14 protein-coding genes and 1 pseudogene are annotated in these 17,836 nt (G+C 63.4%); 12 read left to right on the top strand and 3 right to left on the bottom strand.

Features of this window, described 5'->3' with window-relative positions; translation table 11 throughout:
• Nucleotides 1–14 precede the first annotated feature (14 nt).
• A complete protein-coding gene (locus ACFY68_RS09520; protein WP_387526034.1) occupies nucleotides 15–932 on the bottom strand; it encodes a LysR family transcriptional regulator in 918 nt (305 codons plus the stop codon).
• Between the two features lie 109 nt (nucleotides 933–1,041).
• Between ACFY68_RS09520 and ACFY68_RS09515 the strand changes: the two genes are divergently transcribed.
• Nucleotides 1,042–1,794 (top strand): SDR family NAD(P)-dependent oxidoreductase, encoded by a 753-nt coding sequence (locus ACFY68_RS09515; protein WP_387526031.1) that lies wholly within the window; start codon nucleotides 1,042–1,044, stop codon nucleotides 1,792–1,794.
• Nucleotides 1,795–2,153: 359 nt separating this feature from the next.
• On the opposite strand, the pseudogene ACFY68_RS09510 reads toward ACFY68_RS09515, so the two are convergent.
• Nucleotides 2,154–2,840: pseudogene (locus ACFY68_RS09510) on the bottom strand (MFS transporter); the annotation flags it as partial.
• A gap of 218 nt (nucleotides 2,841–3,058) precedes the next feature.
• On the opposite strand from ACFY68_RS09510, the gene ACFY68_RS09505 reads away from it, so the two are divergent.
• The 4 genes from ACFY68_RS09505 to ACFY68_RS09490 all read left to right on the top strand — a co-directional run bounded on the left by ACFY68_RS09505 (nucleotide 3,059) and on the right by ACFY68_RS09490 (nucleotide 7,034).
• Nucleotides 3,059–3,826: a 2-dehydro-3,6-dideoxy-6-sulfogluconate aldolase gene (locus tag ACFY68_RS09505; protein WP_387526490.1), complete on the top strand. Its 768-nt coding sequence runs from the start codon at nucleotides 3,059–3,061 to the stop codon at nucleotides 3,824–3,826.
• A 106-nt stretch (nucleotides 3,827–3,932) separates the two neighbouring features.
• Nucleotides 3,933–5,330 carry an MFS transporter gene (locus ACFY68_RS09500; RefSeq protein ID WP_387526028.1) on the top strand — a complete coding sequence of 466 codons (1,398 nt, stop codon included), beginning with the start codon at nucleotides 3,933–3,935 and terminating at the stop codon, nucleotides 5,328–5,330.
• Nucleotides 5,323–6,282 (top strand): 2-hydroxyacid dehydrogenase, encoded by a 960-nt coding sequence (locus tag ACFY68_RS09495; protein WP_387526025.1) that lies wholly within the window; start codon nucleotides 5,323–5,325, stop codon nucleotides 6,280–6,282. The genes ACFY68_RS09500 and ACFY68_RS09495 overlap by 8 nt, the downstream gene beginning before the upstream one ends.
• Nucleotides 6,282–7,034, top strand: a complete 753-nt coding sequence (locus ACFY68_RS09490) for a TSUP family transporter (protein ID WP_115274568.1) — start codon at nucleotides 6,282–6,284, stop codon at nucleotides 7,032–7,034. Before ACFY68_RS09495 ends, ACFY68_RS09490 begins: the two co-directional genes overlap by 1 nt.
• A gap of 27 nt (nucleotides 7,035–7,061) precedes the next feature.
• Here ACFY68_RS09490 and ACFY68_RS09485 read toward each other — a convergent pair whose 3' ends face one another.
• Nucleotides 7,062–8,123, bottom strand: a complete 1,062-nt coding sequence (locus ACFY68_RS09485) for a LacI family DNA-binding transcriptional regulator (protein WP_052326101.1) — start codon at nucleotides 8,121–8,123, stop codon at nucleotides 7,062–7,064.
• A gap of 228 nt (nucleotides 8,124–8,351) precedes the next feature.
• Here ACFY68_RS09485 and ACFY68_RS09480 point away from each other — a divergent pair, with 228 nt between their 5' ends.
• The 7 genes from ACFY68_RS09480 to ACFY68_RS09450 all read left to right on the top strand — a co-directional run bounded on the left by ACFY68_RS09480 (nucleotide 8,352) and on the right by ACFY68_RS09450 (nucleotide 17,820).
• Nucleotides 8,352–10,106: a solute:sodium symporter family transporter gene (locus tag ACFY68_RS09480; RefSeq protein WP_016486300.1), complete on the top strand. Its 1,755-nt coding sequence runs from the start codon at nucleotides 8,352–8,354 to the stop codon at nucleotides 10,104–10,106.
• Nucleotides 10,103–12,142 carry an alpha-glucosidase gene (locus ACFY68_RS09475; RefSeq protein WP_387526020.1) on the top strand — a complete coding sequence of 680 codons (2,040 nt, stop codon included), beginning with the start codon at nucleotides 10,103–10,105 and terminating at the stop codon, nucleotides 12,140–12,142. Before ACFY68_RS09480 ends, ACFY68_RS09475 begins: the two co-directional genes overlap by 4 nt.
• Nucleotides 12,143–12,230: 88 nt before the next feature.
• On the top strand, nucleotides 12,231–13,331 hold the full coding sequence (locus tag ACFY68_RS09470; protein ID WP_387526017.1) for a porin: 1,101 nt from the start codon (nucleotides 12,231–12,233) through the stop codon (nucleotides 13,329–13,331).
• Between the two features lie 12 nt (nucleotides 13,332–13,343).
• A complete protein-coding gene (locus ACFY68_RS09465; RefSeq protein ID WP_387526487.1) occupies nucleotides 13,344–14,258 on the top strand; it encodes an aldose 1-epimerase in 915 nt (304 codons plus the stop codon).
• Nucleotides 14,255–15,130 (top strand): 6-deoxy-6-sulfogluconolactonase, encoded by an 876-nt coding sequence (locus tag ACFY68_RS09460; RefSeq protein ID WP_387526014.1) that lies wholly within the window; start codon nucleotides 14,255–14,257, stop codon nucleotides 15,128–15,130. The genes ACFY68_RS09465 and ACFY68_RS09460 overlap by 4 nt, the downstream gene beginning before the upstream one ends.
• Before the next feature lie 31 nt (nucleotides 15,131–15,161).
• The gene (locus ACFY68_RS09455) at nucleotides 15,162–15,944 is read left to right on the top strand and encodes a sulfoquinovose 1-dehydrogenase (protein WP_387526011.1); all 783 of its coding nucleotides are present in this window, start codon (nucleotides 15,162–15,164) and stop codon (nucleotides 15,942–15,944) included.
• Nucleotides 15,945–16,080: 136 nt separating this feature from the next.
• Complete coding sequence (locus tag ACFY68_RS09450) at nucleotides 16,081–17,820, top strand: 6-deoxy-6-sulfo-D-gluconate dehydratase (protein WP_070086332.1); 1,740 nt, start codon at nucleotides 16,081–16,083, stop codon at nucleotides 17,818–17,820.
• Nucleotides 17,821–17,836: the final 16 nt, after the last annotated feature.

The following is a 17,836-nucleotide window of genomic DNA, read 5'->3' as shown; positions in this document are numbered from 1 at the left end:
AGCGCCTTGGCCGGTTATCGAGACCAACGCCATGATGGCTCGGACAGCTGCTCGAAGAAGAAGTCTGAGAGCGCCTTGATTTTCACAGGGCGGGTACGCGCCGAGGGCGTAACGAAATAGAGACCACCACGCATCATGCTCCACTCGGGCAACAATGCGATCAGTCGGCCATCGGCCAGGTATTCGCTAGCGATAAACTCCGGAAGCTCGGCAATGGCCAGCCCCTCGAGCAAAGCCGGCAATAAGGCATCTGAGTTGGTGACACGAAGTGGGCCGGTCGGCACCACATCTTCTTCGGTACCGTCCACGTGGGTGAATCGCCACACCTGGCTGCGCGCGCGGTACGCATAGCTCAAGCAGGGTCGTGCGGCTAATTCACGTGGATGGCTCGGGTATCCGTGTGCGCTTAGATAGGCAGGTGAAGCCACAAGGTATTGGGTTACGGCACAGAGTCGACGCGCGACTAGAGACGAGTCAGGCAGCACGGCAATGCGCAGAGCCGCATCAAAGCCCTCGGCGATCAGGTCGACGGACGCATCGGATAGGTGCAGGTCTATCGACAGTTCTGGGTACATGCGCATCAGTTGAGGAATCAGTGGTGCTACCCAGCGCAAACCGAACGACATCGGTACCGCGAGTCTTACCTGGCCTCGAGGCTGCACCGACAGTTCCTGGGCCTCACTTTCAACCTCCTCGGCCTGCCGGTAAATGTCGCCGGCCCTGGCGGCCATGCTCGCGCCAAACTCTGTAAGCGCCAACTGGCGTGAGGTGCGGTTGAACAAGCGTCCACCCAGGCGCTCCTCAAGGCGCGCAACCGCTCGAGATACCGTGGGCACAGAAACCCCCATAACCCGAGATGCCGCAGCGAACGATCCCTCTTCAGCCACCTTGGCAAACATGGCCAACCCTTCGAAATCCGGAAGTTTGCTCATTTCATTTCTGCAACGATAGATTTCAGGCAATTCTATTTTGAAAAAGATGTACCGTCGATAAGCTTCTCCCACACCGCAGCAACTTACCTAACGTAACGGGAGAAACACCATGACTGGCAAGCTCGAAGGCAAAATCGCATTGGTCACCGGCGGCACTACTGGCATTGGCCTCGCCACTGCCAAACGCTTCGCTGAAGAAGGCGCTCACGTCTACATCACTGGTCGCCGCCAGATCGAACTCGACGCAGCAGTGGCCGCTGTCGGGAACGCTACCGGCGTGCAAGTAGACTCCACCAAGCTCGACCAACTGGACGCGCTCTACCGTCAGATTGGCTCCGCGCATGGCCGCATTGATGTGCTCTTCGCTAACGCCGGCGGTGGTTCGATGCTGCCCCTGGGCGAAATCACCGAGCAGCACTTCGATGACACCTTCGACCGCAACGTCAAAGGCGTGCTGTTCACCGTGCAAAAAGCCCTGCCCATGCTGGCCCCTAAAGCCTCGGTGATCCTTACCGGCTCCACTGCGGCTAGCTCCGGCACTGCGGCGTTCAGTGTTTACGCCGCTTCCAAAGCAGCCGTACGCGCTTTCGCTCGCAACTGGCTTCTGGACTTGAAAGACCGTCAGGTTCGAATCAATACCATCAGCCCAGGTGCAACACGTACCCCAGGCCTGGTCGACCTCGCTGGGCCAGATGCTGCACAGCAACAAGGTTTGCTCGACTACCTGGCTTCGCTGATTCCAATGGGGCGTGTCGGTGAAGCGGAAGAAATCGCCAGTGCCGCGCTGTTCCTGGCATCGGATGACGCCAGCTTCGTCAATGGTATCGAATTGTTCGTTGACGGCGGCCAAGCTCAGGTTTGATGGCCGAAAGCGGGCGGCTGCCTTGGTCGTCCGCATACCTACGTAGGAGTACATCCATGCCTATTTTAAAACCAACGGTCTTGGCCTTGTAGATAGCTGATCCTGGGCAAAGGCCATGGTTATGGGTCTTAGGTTTGGGCTCAAGCCCATCGTACATGGGCTTTCACGGCGTATGCAGACATGCGGTTATAGGCTATCCGGGTCCCCAAAGAACATTTGGCCATTCTTACAAATCAAATGGTTATGAATGGGGAATTGGTTTTGCGATTTCGTGGATGGCAGGCATGAGCTTTCTCACGGATATACAGATTGAATGGTAAGGAATAATCCTTACATGGTCAGTCTTGGTTTTCTGCTGATCAGGCACAAGTAGGGTTAAGGCTCAGAAATTTATCAGAATGAGTTTCACCGCTTCCCGGGACACGATGCTCGACGGTGGCGTCGTTAGACAGAAACACGGTGACCAGCGTGCCCACCAGGAACACAAGGTCGAACAGCCGTTGCCCTGAGCCCCGAGCGTGCCGGACCGCATAGCGGGCCGCGACGGCCCAGATGATCGGTGCATTTTCGCTGACAGGCATGGGGTGTTCAGTGTCCAGCAGGCTTGGGCTTAGGCGTAGACGAGGGCGACGGCGAAGCGCCTGGAGTGTTTCCGGAAGCGCTACCAGCACCAGTATGAAGGCGGCCCCGGCAATGGCCGCCAGGGTCAGGAATGCCGTATCGTAGCCAGCGTTCTGGACTACCAGCCCGGCAATCCCAGGGCTCAACGCAGCACCCACCCCGAATACCGTCGTCAGCGCGCCGAGGCTGACATTGAATCGTCCGGTACCTTCGGTCAAGTCCTTGACCACGATCGGGAACAACGCACCGAAAATGCCCGCGCCGATGCCGTCGAGCAGTTGCACACCCACCAGCCAGAACGGGTTGTCGGAAACCATGTAAAGCACACCTCGCAGCGGCAGGATGAGAAAGCCGGCCAGCAGGAACGGCTTGCGTCCCCGATACTCGGCCTTGGCCCCTACCAGCAACGCCATCGGCACCATCACCCGTTCCGGCTGGCTCGTACTGACCTCTGGCCCCCAAATTTCAGGCGTCTGACGCGGGCTCAGAGGGGCCAAGCGGATAAAATCGTAGCGCTGCGATTAATAATCCAGTAGGCTCTCTGGAAAAATCGTAGCGCTACGATTTTGCTTCGTAGCGCTGGTTGATCAACCCTCAGGAGGTCGCCATGTCCACTGCTGTCACGCCCCCCACCTTCACCCCTCTGCTGAAACGCCAATCTGCACCGCTCGGTACCTGGCTCATGTCCGCATCGCCCAGCACGGCAGAAGCGCTGGGTTACGCAGGTTTCGACTGGCTGCTCGTGGACATGGAGCACGTACCGATCGAGTTCCGCGACCTCTGGCACATTCTGCAGGCCATCCAATGCACCGGTGCGCAGCCGATCGTGCGAGTGGCCGCCAATGATCCGGTGCTGCTCAAGCGCGCACTGGACCTGGGGTCGACCAATGTGATGGTGCCGTTCGTGGAGAATGCCGAGCAGGCCAGAGCAGCCGTCAGCGCGGTCAAGTATCCACCGATGGGCACCCGCGGCTTCGCAGCCGTGCACCGCGCCAGCCGCTACGGCACCTGGAAGGGCTATGGCCAGCAGGCCAATGATTCGGTGTGCTGCATCCTGCAGATCGAGACCGCCACCGCGTTGGCCAACCTCGAGGAAATCGCAGCCGTGCCGGGTGTCGATGCGCTGTTCCTCGGCCCAGGTGACCTGTCCAGTGTCTGTGGTCATATCGGCAACCCGGCGCACCCTGATATCCAGGCCATGATCAGCGACGCGATCGTGCGCTGCAAAGCCATCGGCATGCCCATCGGCATCGTCGGCGGCACGCCGGAGCTGGTCGGCAGCTACCTGGAGCAGGGCTACGCCTTCGCCGCCGTGGCCTCGGATATGGCGATGATGATGAGCAAGGCCAATGAACTGCTGGTGGCCCTGAAAGGCCGCCAGGCGCCCGAAGCGGTAGCGACAGCCTACTGACCGCTACCGTTGCACCCAGCGCAGGCTACCTCCGTGTTGCGGTAGCCGATTGAGCATCCCTACAAGAACAACAAACCGGCGCCATCGCGCGCCGGAAGGACTCTCGATGAATCAGGCACCCATTTCCGGCCACGTCGCGGCCAGCACCGCGGCAACAGCGACGCCTTCACGCACGCGCTACTGGATCATTCTCATCCTGTTCCTCGTGTCGACGCTGAACTACGGCGACCGCGGCATCCTGTCGATCACCGGCTCCGCCATCCAGGGGGAGTTCGCGCTCAGCCCGGTGCAGATGGGCTGGATATTCTCGGCGTTCGCCTGGGCCTATGTGCTGGGCCAGTTACCCGGTGGCTGGCTGCTGGACCGCTACGGTTCCAAGCGCACCTATGCCGTCAGCATTTTCTGCTGGTCGCTGCTGACGTTGGTCCAGGCGTTCAACGGCGGCTCGAACGTCAGCCTGGTGGTGACGGCATTCTTTGCCCTGCGCTTTCTGGTGGGCCTGGCCGAAGCGCCTGCGGCACCGGGCAACAGCCGGATGGTCGCCTCATGGTTCCCGGCCAGTGAGCGGGGCACGGCTTCGTCGATCTTCAACTCCGGCCAGTATTTCGCGATCGTGCTGTTCGCGCCGATCAGCGGCTGGCTGATCCACGCCTATGGCTGGCGTTCGGTGTACCTGATGATGGGCGTGCTGGGATTCATCATGGCCTGGGTCTGGGTACGCAAGGTGCATTCGCCCCTGGAACACCCGCGTATCAATCAGGCCGAGCTGGACTACCTGCGTGAAGGCGGTGCGGTGGTCGACATGGATGCCCACCTCGGCAAGCAGCGCAAAGCCGACGGCGCCCTGAAACTGCCTGCGATCCTCAAGGGGTTGCTGACCAGCCGGATGATGGTGGGGATCTACATCGGCCACTACTGCTTCTCCACCATTACCTATTTCTTCACCACCTGGTTCCCGATCTACCTGGTGCAGGAGCGCGGCATGTCGATCCTGCAGGCCGGCTTCCTGGCCTCGATCCCGGCGATCTGCGGTTTCATCGGCAACCTGCTTGGCGGCCTCTGTTCCGACGGCATCATGCGCAAGACCGGCTCATTGAGCCTGGCGCGCAAGGTGCCGATCATCGTCGGGCTGCTGGCCTCCACCAGCATGATCATCTGCAACTACGTGTCCTTGCCCTGGATGGTCATTGCGATCATGGCGTTCGCCTTCTTCGGCAAAGGTTTCGCCTCACTGGGCTGGGCGGTCATGGCCGACGCCGCGCCACGGCAGGCCGGAGGGGTGACGGCCGGGCTGTTCAACACCTTCGGCAACATCGGTGGCATCACCACCCCCATCATCATTGGCTTCATCGTGCAGGCCACCGGTTCGTTCAACATGGCACTGGTGTTCGTTGCGGCCAATGCGCTGCTGGCGATGTTCAGTTACCTGGTGGTGGTCGGCCCGCTGCGTCGCCTTGAACTGACCGCAGCTATATCTGGCAAGAGAGAGAATCGTGATGTCTGATGCAAGACCGTGGGTGCTGACCGTTGGCCCCCTGCTGCCTGCCTTGCAGTCACAGCTTGAGCAGCACTATCGGCTACTGGATCTGTGGCGCTGCGATTCGCCTGCCGCGCTGCTGGCCGAGCAGGGCGCACACGTGCAGGCGGTGGTGACCACGGGAGTGCACGGTGCCAGCGCGAACCTGATCGAGCAGTTACCGGCCTTGCGCGCCATCGTCTGCTTCGGTGTGGGTACCGACGCCGTCGACCTGAAAGCAGCCAGCGCCCGAGGTATCCAGGTCAGTAACACACCGGATGTGCTCAACGATTGCGTGGCCGACGCCGCCATGGCCCTGCTGCTGGCCGTCGCCCGGCAAGTGGTGGTGGCTGACCGCTTCGTCAGGGCCGGGCGCTGGGGTGCAGAGCGCTTTGGTCTGACCACCGCGCTGGGCGGCAAGAGGTGCGGCATCCTTGGCATGGGGCCGATCGGCCAGGCCATTGCCCGGCGTGCCAGCGCCTTTGGCATGCAGGTGAGCTATTCGAGCCGTAGGCCAAAGCCGCAGCTGGCATACGCCTACCACGAGTCGTTGCTGGCACTGGCCGAGCGCAGTGATTTCCTGGTGCTGGCTGTGCCCGGTGGCACTGCCACCGACGGGCTGGTCAACCAGCAGGTGCTGGAGGCACTGGGCGCCAATGGGATGCTGGTTAACGTGGCGCGGGGCTCGGTAGTGGATCAGGCTGCGCTGATCGAGGCGCTGAGCAACGGCCGGATTGCCGGGGCGGCACTGGACGTGTTTGCGGATGAGCCGTACGTGCCTGCCGCCTTGCGTGAACTGGATACGGTTGTGCTGTCGCCGCATGTGGCCAGTGGCACCCAGGAAACACGTCAGGCCATGGCCGACAGGGTGCTTGCCAACCTGGCAGCGCTGTTTGCCAGCGGCCGGGTGCTGCACCCGGTGCGTGAGGGCGCGCAGTGATGGAGCTGTGGCAGCATTTTGGTTTCATGTTGTGTGTCGTCGTCGCCACCTTTGCCCAAAACGCCACCGGCTTTGCTTTCGGCCTGTTGTTGCTGGGGCTGACGGGCATGTTAGGCCTGGCGCCCATGGAAACCGTGGCGAATGTAAGCTCGATTCTTACACTGGCCAACGCGCTGGTCATGGTGCGCAAGTGGCCGGAGCTGCCGCGCCGCCTCGTACTGCTGGTGCTGGCCTGCAGCCTGGTGGGCGTCGTGGGAGGCGTGCAGTTGCTGTCATTGCTGGGTACGCATGAGCGAGACCTGCTGGAGATCATCCTCGGCATCACCATCATCGTCTGCAGCTTCATGCTGGTGCTGCAGTCCCAAGGTCGCCAGCAGATGTCGGGGCGGGTTGGTTTCGCCTTTTTTGCCAGTGTTTCCGGGGTGATGGGCGGGCTGTTTTCCAGCGCCGGGCCGCCGTTGGTCTACCAGCTCTATCGCCAGCCACTGGCCGTGCAGGTCATCCGCGACACGCTGATCGTGGTGTTCGCGGTCAATGCCTTGATGCGCCTGAGCGTGGTGGTGGCGACACACCGGTTCGAGCTGCAGGCGGGCTACCTCGCGCTGGAGGCATTGCCGATCGTGTTCCTGCTGACCTGGTGGATGCGCCGCCACCCGTTGGCTATTTCACCGCGGGTGCTGCGCCTGGCGGTGTTCGGCCTGTTGCTGCTGGCAGGCGCGAGCCTGATCGGCAAGGTGCTGGTGGCCGCTTAGCCTGACCGGTGGTACTGCGTGCGCCTGTTACTGGCGCACACTGCTCTCGCGCACGACCAACTCGAAGCCCAGGTCAACGACCTGGGGTTGATCGGGGAGGGTGCCCGCTTCAATCCAGGTCAACAGCTGGCTGGCCACGGTCCGCCCGATCTCGGCAGGGTAGGGGCGTACGGTGGTCAGGCGCGGCGCGCTGAGCTTGCTCAGTGGCAGGTCGCCAAAGCCGGCGATCGCCAGTTGTTCCGGCACGGCAATGCCGCGGCGCTGGGCTTCGAACAGTGCCGCGATGGCCAGCACATCGTTCGAGCAGCACAGCCCTTGTGGCCCGTCGCCGTGGCGGGCGATTTCATCGAACACTTCGCTGAGCTCGGCCTGCGAGGTGTTCTGTTCCAGCGCGATCACTTGCGCGGTCTGCCCCTTGTCGGCCAGCCACGCACTGAACCCTGCGGCACGCTGACGGGCGCGGTGGTCGAGGTGCATGCGCGTGCCGACATAGACGAAACGCTCCAACCCCTGGGCATACAAGTGCTCGGCCAGGGCCGCGCCGACGGCCTCGTGGTAGAAGCCGACTTGCAGGTGGAACGGGTCGTTGCCCAGCTCCCACATCTGTGCCACCGGAATGCCGGTGGCTTCGAGCAGCGGGCGGGCGGCAGTGTGGTCACTGCCGGTGACGACCAGGGCCGACGGCGACCAGGACAAGTGGGCGCGCAGCAGTTCCAGCTCACGTTCCGGGTCGTAGTCGCTGTTGCCGATCAGCAGCTGGTAGCCACGGCTCTCGAACACTTCCTGCATGGCGCTGAGGGTTTCCGAGAAGAACGCGTTGACCATCGAGGGCACGATTACGGCGACTGTCCGGCTGTGGTTGCCTGCCAGTGCGCCGGCCAGACGGTTGATGGTGTAGCCGGTGTCGGCGATGGCCTGGCGGATTCGCTCTGCACGTTTGCTGGAGACCGCTTCGGGGTCACGCAGAAACAGCGAAACCGTGCTGGGGGAGACCTTGGCCTGTTCAGCAACCACACCCATGGTCACCCGGTTGGCTCGGGGGCGGCGTGCTTCGCCGATGCTGATTTCGCTGTCTGATCTGTCGCTCATCGCCACCTCATTTTTCGAAGGCAAAAGCATGCGAGCGCGGCGATGCCAAGTCAATCGCAAAAGCGCCTCGTTGGCCCACAGGTGTTCGTTTTCGAAAATCAGTGTGTCATTTCGAATAAAATCGTAGCGCTACGATTTTGCCTGCGATAAGCTCATCGGGTAATTTTGCAGCGCTGCGATTTTGCCGTTGCAACGCTGCCCAACCCGCGTTGGAGAACAAATATAAAAATGAGCACTTCCCTTTTTACCTTCCTGAGCATGCTGTTTTTCACTGTGCTGGTTGCAGTGATCTCCTATCGGTTCACCCGCCAGGCGAAGGACGTCGGCGCCCATGGCTACTTCATGGCGAGCGGCGGCCTCAATGGCTGGTTCATTGCCGGCTCGATGATGCTGACCAACCTGTCGATCGACCAACTGGTCGGCCTCAATGGTGACTCTTACGCCCACAACCTAAGTTCCATGGCCTGGGAAGCGACTGCTGCCGTTTCGACGATCGCCCTGGCCCTGTTCTTCCTCCCACGCTACCTGCGCGGCGGCTTTTCGACCCTGCCGGAGTTCATCGAGAAGCGTTACGACCGCACCACTCGCCGGGTGGTCAGCGCGCTGATGGTTGCCACCTACACCTTGGTGCTCAACCCGGCCTCGCTGTACCTGGGGGCGATCACCTTCAACCAGATTTTCGACCTGCAGGGCATTCTCGGCTGGTCCTACCCGGCCACCATCAGCCTGCTGATCGTCGCCACCGGGGTGATCGGCGCCGCCTATGCGGTGCTGGGCGGGCTGCGGGCGGTGGCGGTGTCAGACACCATCAACGGCATCGGCTTGCTGGTGGTGGTGATACTGATTCCGATCATCGGCCTTTGGACGCTGGGGCAGGGTGACGTGTTGTCCGGTGCTCAGACCCTGTTGCACGACAACCCACAGAAGCTCAACGCCATTGGCGGCAGTGAAGACAAGGTGCCGTTCGGCGCGGTGTTCACCGGGATGATCTTCGCCAACCTGTTCTACTGGTGCACCAACCAGGCCATCGTGCAGAAGAGCATGGCCGCCCGAAACCTGGCCGAGGGCCAGAAGGGCGTGCTGCTGTCGGGTTGCCTGAAGCTGCTGGTGCCGCTGGCCATGCTGATGCCTGGGGTGATCGCCTGGCACCTGTTCCGCGACCAGCCACTGGCCAACTCGGACCTGGCCTATCCGGCACTGGTCGCGGCGCTGATGCCCTGGTGGATGAAAGGGTTCTTCGTGGCGGTGATCTTCGGCACCGTGATGAGCCATTTCAACGCGATCATCAATGGCACGGCCACGCTGCTGACCTATGACTTCTACAAGTCGATCCGGCCCATGGCCTCGGACGAGGCGCTGGTGCGCTTCGGCAAACGCGTCAGTGTGATTGCGGCACTGGTGTCGCTGGTGGTGGCACCGATGCTGATGTACACCCCGGAAGGCATCTATGCGGTACTGCGCCGCTTCACCGGCTTCTTCAACATGCCGATCATTGCCATCATGCTGTTCGGTTTCTTCAGCGCCCGTGGCGGTGCGACACCGGCGAAACTGGTGCTTGGCCTGCATGCGGTGTGCTACGCGGTGCTGGTGCTGGGGCTGAAGATCGACACACGCCTGGGCATCAGCTTCATCCATGTCATGGGCATCATGTTCGCCATCGAGATGGCCTTGCTGGTGCTGCTGCGCAAGCACTTCGACCGCGCTACCCCGTATGTCTCGCCGACCCCGGCGCGCACCGTGGACCTTACCCCATGGCGACATGCCGGCAGCTTCAGTGTGGTGCTGTTCGCAGCCCTGGTTTCCATCTACCTGACCTTCTCACCGCTGGGGGTCGCCCGTGTCGGCGGACCTTCCGGCCTCTACCTGCCGCTGCTGGCGCTGACCTGGCTGCTGGCCTTTGCTGGCGTCGCCCTGTGCCGCCGCCGTTTTCGACACCTGACTGTCACCCATGCCCTGCCTGACTATGAGACCAACCCACGATGAATAGCGTATCCACCCCCCAGAACGTGAACCTGCACCAGGCAGGTGAGCAGATCCGCCTGGAAGTGGACGGGCGCCTGCTGTGGTGCCACAGCCCGCTGCAGCCTGCGGTGTTTGCCGGTTACGGCGAGGCCGATATTGAAATGCAGCGCGGCAATTTCCGCATCCGTGACTACGTGCAGGAGCGGGTTGCCCTGCGCCACGCCCGGCTCGATGCGCAGGCGGGGCTGATCGAGCTGCGCGCTTGGGCCGAGGGGCCGCTGCTGCTGACCCTGCGCCTGGACTGCCAGGGCGAGCGGGTGCGCCTGCTCATGCAGGCGCCGCAGCCAGGTTGCAACCGCCTGTGGCTGCGTCTGCCGGCCGAAGCGGATGAGCAGGTCTGGGGCTGCGGCGAGCAGATGTCCTATCTGAACCTGCGCGGGCGCAACTTCCCGCTGTGGACTTCCGAGCCGGGCGTAGGCCGGGACAAATCGACCTGGCTGACCTTGCAGGCCGACAACGAAGCCAATGCTGGTGGTGACTACTACCACACCAATTACCCGCAACCGACATTCATGTCCTCGCGCCGCTATTGCGCGCACCTGGTCACCTGCGCCTACGCCGATTTCGACTTCCGCCAGGGCGATTTCCACGAGCTGCAGGTGTGGGCGATACCGGAGGCGCTGGAATTCTTCGTCGGCGACAGCTACATCGATCTGGTCGGTGCTTTGAGCCGCTATTTCGGCCGCCAGCCACGGCTGCCGGAGTGGGTGCTCGACGGGGCGATCCTCGGCCTGAAGAACGGCCGAGAGCATGCGGAACAGCACCTGAAGACCGCGCTCGAAGAGGGTGCGAAAGTCAGCGCACTGTGGTGCGAAGACTGGGAAGGGTTGCGCATCACCTCGTTCGGCAAGCGCCTGTTCTGGGACTGGCAGTGGAACGCCGAGCGCTACCCGGACCACCAGGCCTGGGTCGGCAGCCTGCATGAGCGCGGGCTGCGTTTCCTCGGCTACGTGAACCCTTACCTGTGCAATGACGGCCCACTGTTTGCCGAAGCCCAGGCAGCTGGCTACCTGGCCACCACTGCCGAGGGCGCTACCTACCTGGTCGACTTCGGCGAGTTCCTCTGTGGGGTGGTCGATTTCACCCTGCCGGCGGCGGCGCAGTGGTTCGAAACCCGGATCATCGGTCAGGAAATGCTCGACAAGGGGCTGTCAGGCTGGATGGCGGACTTTGGCGAGTACCTGCCGATCGATGTCAAGCTGGCCGGCGGTGCCGACCCCATGCTCGAACACAATGCCTGGCCGGTGCGCTGGGCCGAGGTCAATGCCCGCGCCATTGCCGCGGCTGGGCGCACGGGGGATGCGCTGTTCTTCATGCGCGCCGGGTACAGCGGGGTGCAGGCGCACTGCCCGTTGCTCTGGGCGGGTGACCAGTCGGTCGATTTCAGCCGCCACGATGGTCTGCAGACAGTGATCTGTGGCGCATTGTCTTCAGGCCTGCTGGGCAATGCCTATCACCACAGTGATATCGGTGGCTACACCAGCCTTTATGGCAACTGCCGTACCGCCGAGCTGTTCCAGCGCTGGGCGGAAATGGCGGCGTTCACCCCGGTGATGCGCACGCACGAAGGCAACCGCCCGGACCAGAACCTGCAGTTCTGGCAAGACCCGGCCACCCTGGCGCACTTTGCCCGCATGACTCGGCTGTTCGCCGGCATGAAACCCTATGTCGAAAGCCTGATGGATGAAGCCCAGGCCAGCGGCCTGCCATTGCAGCGGCCACTGTTCCTGCATCACGAACAGGACACCGGCTGCTATGGCGTCCAGGACCAGTACCTGTATGGGCGCGATCTGCTGGTGGCCCCCGTGCATGCCGAGGGCAAGACGCACTGGAGCGTCTACCTGCCGGCTGGCGAGACCTGGCAGCACTGGTGGAGCAGCGAGCGCTTCGAGGGCGGCCAGCGTGTCGAGGTGGCGGCGCCACTGGGGCAACCGCCGGTGTTCAGCCGGGTGGGCAGCCGCTGGCAAGCCTTGTTCGAGAGCCTGACCGTGCTCTGATCCGGCACGGCTACCTGGATTTGTCCCAATGCGCGCCTGCCTTGGCAGGCGCGTCGGCCGACTGCGGCCATGAAAGAGCGCTGCTGACATGAATAACAAGAATCAACGTGTCCTTGGCTTCACCCTGCTGGCCAGCGTCTGCGCGCTGCCCAGTCATGCCGAGCCGATCGTGTGGAAGGCCGGCAACCTCAGCATCAACCCCTACGGTATTCTCGATCTGAACGTGCAGACGGGCTCGTTCAGCAAGACCGCCCCCGACCACACCATGGTCTCGGACGGCAACCTGCAGGCCTCGCGCTTCGGGGTAAAGCTTGACTATGCCCTGGGCGACAGCGGTTACGCCCTGCAGGCGTTTGGCGAGCGCGGGCTGGTACTGCGCAGGATCTGGAAGGGCGGGCAGGTCTCTACCAACCGTGGCTATGGCGTGGGCGTGAGTGGCCCGTTCGGCTCGGTGGCCATGGGTAGCCTGTACATGCCAATCTACTGGGTGTTCCTGGATTCGGACGTGGCCTTGTACGGGTTGTCGAACATGGCGGCGATCATGAGCCTGGAGCACACCGCGGTATTGGGCAAAAGCGGCACCGGCGGTTTCTACGACACCACGGTGCGTTACCGCTCGCCTGAAGTGAACGGGTTTTCCACCGAGCTGGGTTACTCCTACGGCAATTCCAGCATCGAAAACGGCCCCAACCAGAATCGCACCAGTGGCTTCAACGTGCGCTATCGCAATGGCTTCACCAAGCTGGGTTATGGCTTCAACCGCCATGAGTCGGCCCCCACCGAAACCAGCAGCGAGCTGTATACCCAGACGACCCACGTGGTGTCGGGCAACTACCAGTGGGGCGGTGTGATCTGGGGCGCCAACTACATGTATACCAAGCGTGATACCGACGCACGCTGGTTCGCCTCGGCGAAGATGGTCAATGCCAGGATCGTCCTCGACGAGCACAATGACCTGACCTTCGGCGTTTCTCAGCGTATCGGCGCAGCCGGCGCCCGGGCCTGGGCGGCTCATGCCGGCTACATCTACTCGTTCAACCCTAATACCCAGCTGTATACCTATGTGTCCCACATCAACAACAACAGCCACTCCACCCAGGGTTTCTCGCTGCTCAGCGAAGATTACCCGAGCGTGGCGGCCGGCTATGACCCTTGGGCAGGCACCTTGGGTATTCGCTGGAGCTTCTGAGTCTTGATACCGATGAATCACACCGTGCACCCGCTGCTGAAACTCACCTGCGGTGCCTTGAGTGCCGGGGTGTTGCCAAGCCTTGGCGGCGCGCTGGGTTACCTGCGCCTGGGCCGCTTCGAGCTGTTGCGCCCTTGGGACGGCAGCGACAGCGTTCGGCGCAGCGCCTGCTATCCGCTGGTGCCGTACTCCAACCGGATCGCCCACGGGCGCTTTAGCGCCAACGGCCAGGCGCAGCAACTGCGCGGCAACTTCGGCGACCATCCGCACCCGCTGCACGGCCTTGGCTGGCAGCGGGCATGGCAGGTCGATGCCCACTCGCCGCAAAGCTGCAGGCTGAGCTTGCGTCACACTGCCTGCGGCATCGATGCCGAGGATTGGCCGTGGGATTTCGTTGCCTGGCAGAGCCTCGTCCTGAGCGAGGAGGGGCTGCACCTGCACCTGGGGCTCACCAACCTGGGTGAGCAGCCGATGCCGGCAGGGCTTGGCTGGCACCCGTACTTCGAGCGCCAGGGTGAGCTGCAGCTGGGCTTTAGCGCCGCGCAGGTCTGGCAGGCCGGGCCGGATGGCCTGCCGCTCAAGCGTACGGCGCTGCCCGAGGCCTGGGACTTCAGCCAGCCCCGCGCGGCAGGTGCAGTGGGCCTGGATAACTGCTTCGAGGGCTGGGATGCTCGCGCCAACCTTTATTGGCCCGACGCTCAGGTCGGCCTGCGCCTGCAGGCCGGCCCAGGGCTTGGGCACCTGGTGGTGTTCACGCCGCCAGCGCCAGCGGACTTCATCGCGGTCGAGCCGGTCAGCCACTTGAACAATGCCATCAACTTCCCTGAGCCCACGGCGCACGGCCTGGTCTGGCTGGCGCCGGGGGCGTCGATCGAACGTGAGTTGCGCTTGCTGCCTGCCAGCGGCAACCTGGAGAACCCTGCATGAATGAATCGTTGAACTGTGTGGTCCGGCAACCGTCGGAGCTGGGCGAGTGCCCGGTCTGGTCGGTCCGTGAACAGGTCCTGTACTGGGCCGATATCCTGGCCGGGCGGCTGCATCGCCTTGACCCTCGCGATGGCAGCGTGAGCACACTGCAATTGCCCGAGGAACTCGGCTGTTTCGGCCTGCGCGAGCAAGGCGGCTTCATTGTCGCGCTGCGCAGTGGCATCTACCTGCTCGATGCCCAGGGGCAGCTGGGCGAGCGCCTGGCCGAGAACCCGACGGGCGCCGAGTACAGCCGTTTCAACGATGGCCGCGTCGACCCCTGGGGGCGCTTCTGGGCCGGCACGTTGTGGCAGCCGCGTGACCGTAATGGCGGGCAACTGCTGCGGGTCGATGCCGAGCATCGCGCCCAGGTCATGGCGGGCGATGTGATGGTTTCCAACGGCCTGGCCTTCAGCCCGGACCGCGCGTGGGCCTACCACAGCGACACGCCGAACCATGTGCTTTACCGCTACCCACTGGATGAGGATGGCCAGCCCGGCCCACGGCAACTGCTGCGCGAGTTTGCGCGGGGCAGCGGCGGGCGTCCTGATGGCGCGGCTTTTGACAGCGCCGGTTGTTACTGGAGCGCGCAGTTCGACGGCGGCCGGGTGTTGCGCCTGAGCCCTGACGGGCAGGTGCTGGACGAAATCCAGCTGCCGACGCGTTGGCCGACGATGGTCGCCTTCGGCGGTGAGGACCTGCGCACGCTGTACATCACCAGTTCCCGCGAAAACCGCAGTGCCGAAGAACTCGCCGACTGGCCGTTGTCCGGCTGTGTGTTCGCCACCCGGGTCAATGTGCCCGGCTGCGCGGAACCGCTGTTCGCAGGCTGAACCTTTCCCACGCATTCACGAGCTTCCTATCATGAACCGTCATACCGATACGCAATATCCAAGCCTCGCCGACAAGGTGGTCCTCATCAGCGGAGGTGCTTCAGGCATTGGCCGCGCCTTTGTCGAAGCCTTCGTCGCTCAGGGCAGCCGCGTGGCCTTTCTCGATCTCGATGCCGAAGCGGGGCAAGGGCTGGCGCAGGCGCTGGGGGCCAACTCGCTGTTCCTGCCTTGCGATGTACGCGACATCGAGCGGTTGCAGGCCTGCGTGGCAGAAGTGGAGCGTACCTGGGGCGCCGTCGATGTGCTGATCAACAACGCCGCCCGCGATGACCGTCACGCCTTGGCCGATATCAGCGTCGAGTACTGGGACGAGCGCATGCAGACCAACCTGCGCCACGCCTTCTTCGCGGCCCAGGCGGTTGTGCCCGGCATGGCGCGTCGCGGCAGTGGGGCAATCATCAACATGGGGTCGATCTCCTGGATGCGCGGGCGCCCCGGGATGGTCTGCTACACCACCGCCAAAGCGGCGCTGAACGGCATGACCCGCACCCTGGCACGTGAACTGGGCGGGCAGGGCATCCGGGTCAACAGCCTGGTACCGGGCGCCATCCGCACCGAGCGCCAGGATGCCATGTGGGCCGCCGACCCCGCCGGCCTGGAGGCGGCCAGCCAGGCCTTCATCGACCAGCAGATGCTCAAGTTCCGCCTGGATGCCAGCGACTGCGCGCGCCTGGCGCTGTTCCTGGCCAGCGACGACAGCCGTGGCTGCACCGGCCAGAACTTCGTTGTCGATGCAGGGTTGTCGATTCAGTAATCCACCCTGATTGGCGTCAGGGCACTTCTTCAGGGAAAAAAATCGTAGCGCTACGAAATCGATCTGAGTATGCTCCTGAAAGAGAATTTCGCAGCGCTACGATTTTTCGTCGCGCCCTTGTTCAAAGGCTTAGCTCATGTCCGAAAAACACAAGAAAATCGAAGAACTGCGCAGCCAGCGGTGGTTTGCTCCAGACACCATCCGTGCGTTCGCCCACCGTCAGCGTCTGCAGCAGATCGGCCTGCGCCGTGAAGAGTTCATGGGCAAGCCGGTGATTGCCATCCTCAATACCTGGAGCGAGATGTCGCCCTGCCATTCGCACCTGCGTGAACGTGCCGAAGCGGTCAAGCGCGGTGTCTGGGCAGCGGGCGGCTTTCCGGTGGAGTTGCCGGTGCAGTCGGTGGGCGAGGTGATGGTCAAGCCGACCACCATGCTCTATCGCAACCTGCTGGCGATGGAGGCCGAAGAGTTGCTGCGCTCGTTGCCGATCGACGGCGCCGTGCTGCTGGGTGGCTGCGACAAGTCCACCCCGGGTTTGCTGATGGGGGCACTGAGCATGGACCTGCCGGTGATCTACTGCCCGGCCGGGCCGATGTCTAACGGCCAATGGCGCGGCGTCAAGACCGGCGCTGGCACCCACACCAAGAAGTACTGGGATGAACGCCGCCTGGGGCTGATCGACACGGTCGCCTGGGAAGAGCTCGAAGGCGCCATGACCCGCTCGATCGGCACCTGCAACACCGTCGGTACGGCCTCGACCATGACCAGCATCGCCGACGCAATGGGCTTTACCTTGCCCGGTGCATCGAGCATTCCCGCCGCTGACGGTGCGCACCCGCGGATGGCCTCGCAGTGTGGTTCGGTCATCGTCGACCTGGTGTGGCGCGACCGCCGTCCCTCGACCTGGTTGACCGACAAGCATGTCGCCAACGGCGTGGCGGTTTACATGGCCATGGGCGGCTCGACCAACGCGGCGATCCACCTGATCGCCATTGCCCGGCGCGCCGGCATCGACCTGACCCTCGACCAGCTGGCAGCGGCGGCCGCGAAGATCCCGGTGCTGCTCAACCTGTTCCCGTCCGGCACGGCGCTGATGGAGGACTACCATTTCGCCGGCGGCCTGCGCGCACTGATGCGCAAGATCGAACCGCACCTGCACCTGGAATGCGAAGGTGCCACCGGCCAGAGCTGGGACAGCCTGCTGGCCGATGCACCGTGCTACGACGATGACATCATTCGCCCCCTCGACAACCCGGTGGTCAGCCTCGAGCAAGGCGCGACCCTGGCGCTGCTGCGCGGCAACCTGTGCCCCGATGGCGCGGTCATGAAGTCCTCCGCGGCCGACCCGCGCCTGCGCCGCCACAGCGGCCCGGCACTGGTCTTCGATGACCATGAAACCCTCAGCCGGATGATCGACGACCCGGCCCTGGAGGTCACTGCGGACACCGTGCTGATCCTGCGTAACGCCGGTCCCGTAGGCGCGCCGGGCATGCCCGAGTGGGGCAACCTGCCGATCCCCAAACGCCTGCTGGAGGCCGGGGTGCGTGACCTGCTGCGTATCTCCGACTCGCGCATGAGCGGCACCCACTATGGCAGTTGCGTCCTGCACGTGGCGCCCGAAGCCGCCGTTGGCGGGCCGCTGGCACTGGTGCGCACAGGCGACATCATCGACCTGGACGTCGCCGCCGGCACGCTGAACATGCGCGTCAGTGACGACGAGCTGGCCCGCCGCCGCGCTGGGCATGTGCCGCAGCACAAGACCTACGGTCGCTCCTTCGCTGCGCTCTACCAGCAGCACGTGACCCAGGCCAATGAAGGCTGCGACTTCGATTTCCTGCAGGCCGGCGAAGCCGTGCCCGAGCCACCCATCCACTGAACCTGCCCAGGACAAC

Source organism: Pseudomonas sp. NPDC012596 (genome assembly GCF_042902325.1).
Taxonomy (GTDB): Bacteria; Pseudomonadota; Gammaproteobacteria; order Pseudomonadales; family Pseudomonadaceae; genus Aquipseudomonas.
The sequence above is the reverse complement of the archived record's forward strand: the minus strand, read 5'-3'. Positions and strand labels throughout refer to the sequence as shown.

Bases quoted from the DNA above. Each gene is read 5' to 3' on its own strand.
- ACFY68_RS09485 (WP_052326101.1), bottom strand. From the start codon at position 8,123: ATGAGCGACAGATCAGACAGCGAAATCAGCATCGGCGAAGCACGCCGC.
- ACFY68_RS09450 (WP_070086332.1), top strand. From the start codon at position 16,081: ATGTCCGAAAAACACAAGAAAATCGAAGAACTGCGCAGCCAGCGGTGG.
- ACFY68_RS09520 (WP_387526034.1), bottom strand. From the start codon at position 932: ATGAGCAAACTTCCGGATTTCGAAGGGTTGGCCATGTTTGCCAAGGTG.
- ACFY68_RS09455 (WP_387526011.1), top strand. From the start codon at position 15,162: ATGAACCGTCATACCGATACGCAATATCCAAGCCTCGCCGACAAGGTG.
- ACFY68_RS09515 (WP_387526031.1), top strand. From the start codon at position 1,042: ATGACTGGCAAGCTCGAAGGCAAAATCGCATTGGTCACCGGCGGCACT.
- ACFY68_RS09475 (WP_387526020.1), top strand. From the start codon at position 10,103: ATGAATAGCGTATCCACCCCCCAGAACGTGAACCTGCACCAGGCAGGT.
- ACFY68_RS09465 (WP_387526487.1), top strand. From the start codon at position 13,344: ATGAATCACACCGTGCACCCGCTGCTGAAACTCACCTGCGGTGCCTTG.
- ACFY68_RS09460 (WP_387526014.1), top strand. From the start codon at position 14,255: ATGAATGAATCGTTGAACTGTGTGGTCCGGCAACCGTCGGAGCTGGGC.
- ACFY68_RS09480 (WP_016486300.1), top strand. From the start codon at position 8,352: ATGAGCACTTCCCTTTTTACCTTCCTGAGCATGCTGTTTTTCACTGTG.
- ACFY68_RS09490 (WP_115274568.1), top strand. From the start codon at position 6,282: ATGGAGCTGTGGCAGCATTTTGGTTTCATGTTGTGTGTCGTCGTCGCC.
- ACFY68_RS09500 (WP_387526028.1), top strand. From the start codon at position 3,933: ATGAATCAGGCACCCATTTCCGGCCACGTCGCGGCCAGCACCGCGGCA.
- ACFY68_RS09495 (WP_387526025.1), top strand. From the start codon at position 5,323: ATGTCTGATGCAAGACCGTGGGTGCTGACCGTTGGCCCCCTGCTGCCT.
- ACFY68_RS09470 (WP_387526017.1), top strand. From the start codon at position 12,231: ATGAATAACAAGAATCAACGTGTCCTTGGCTTCACCCTGCTGGCCAGC.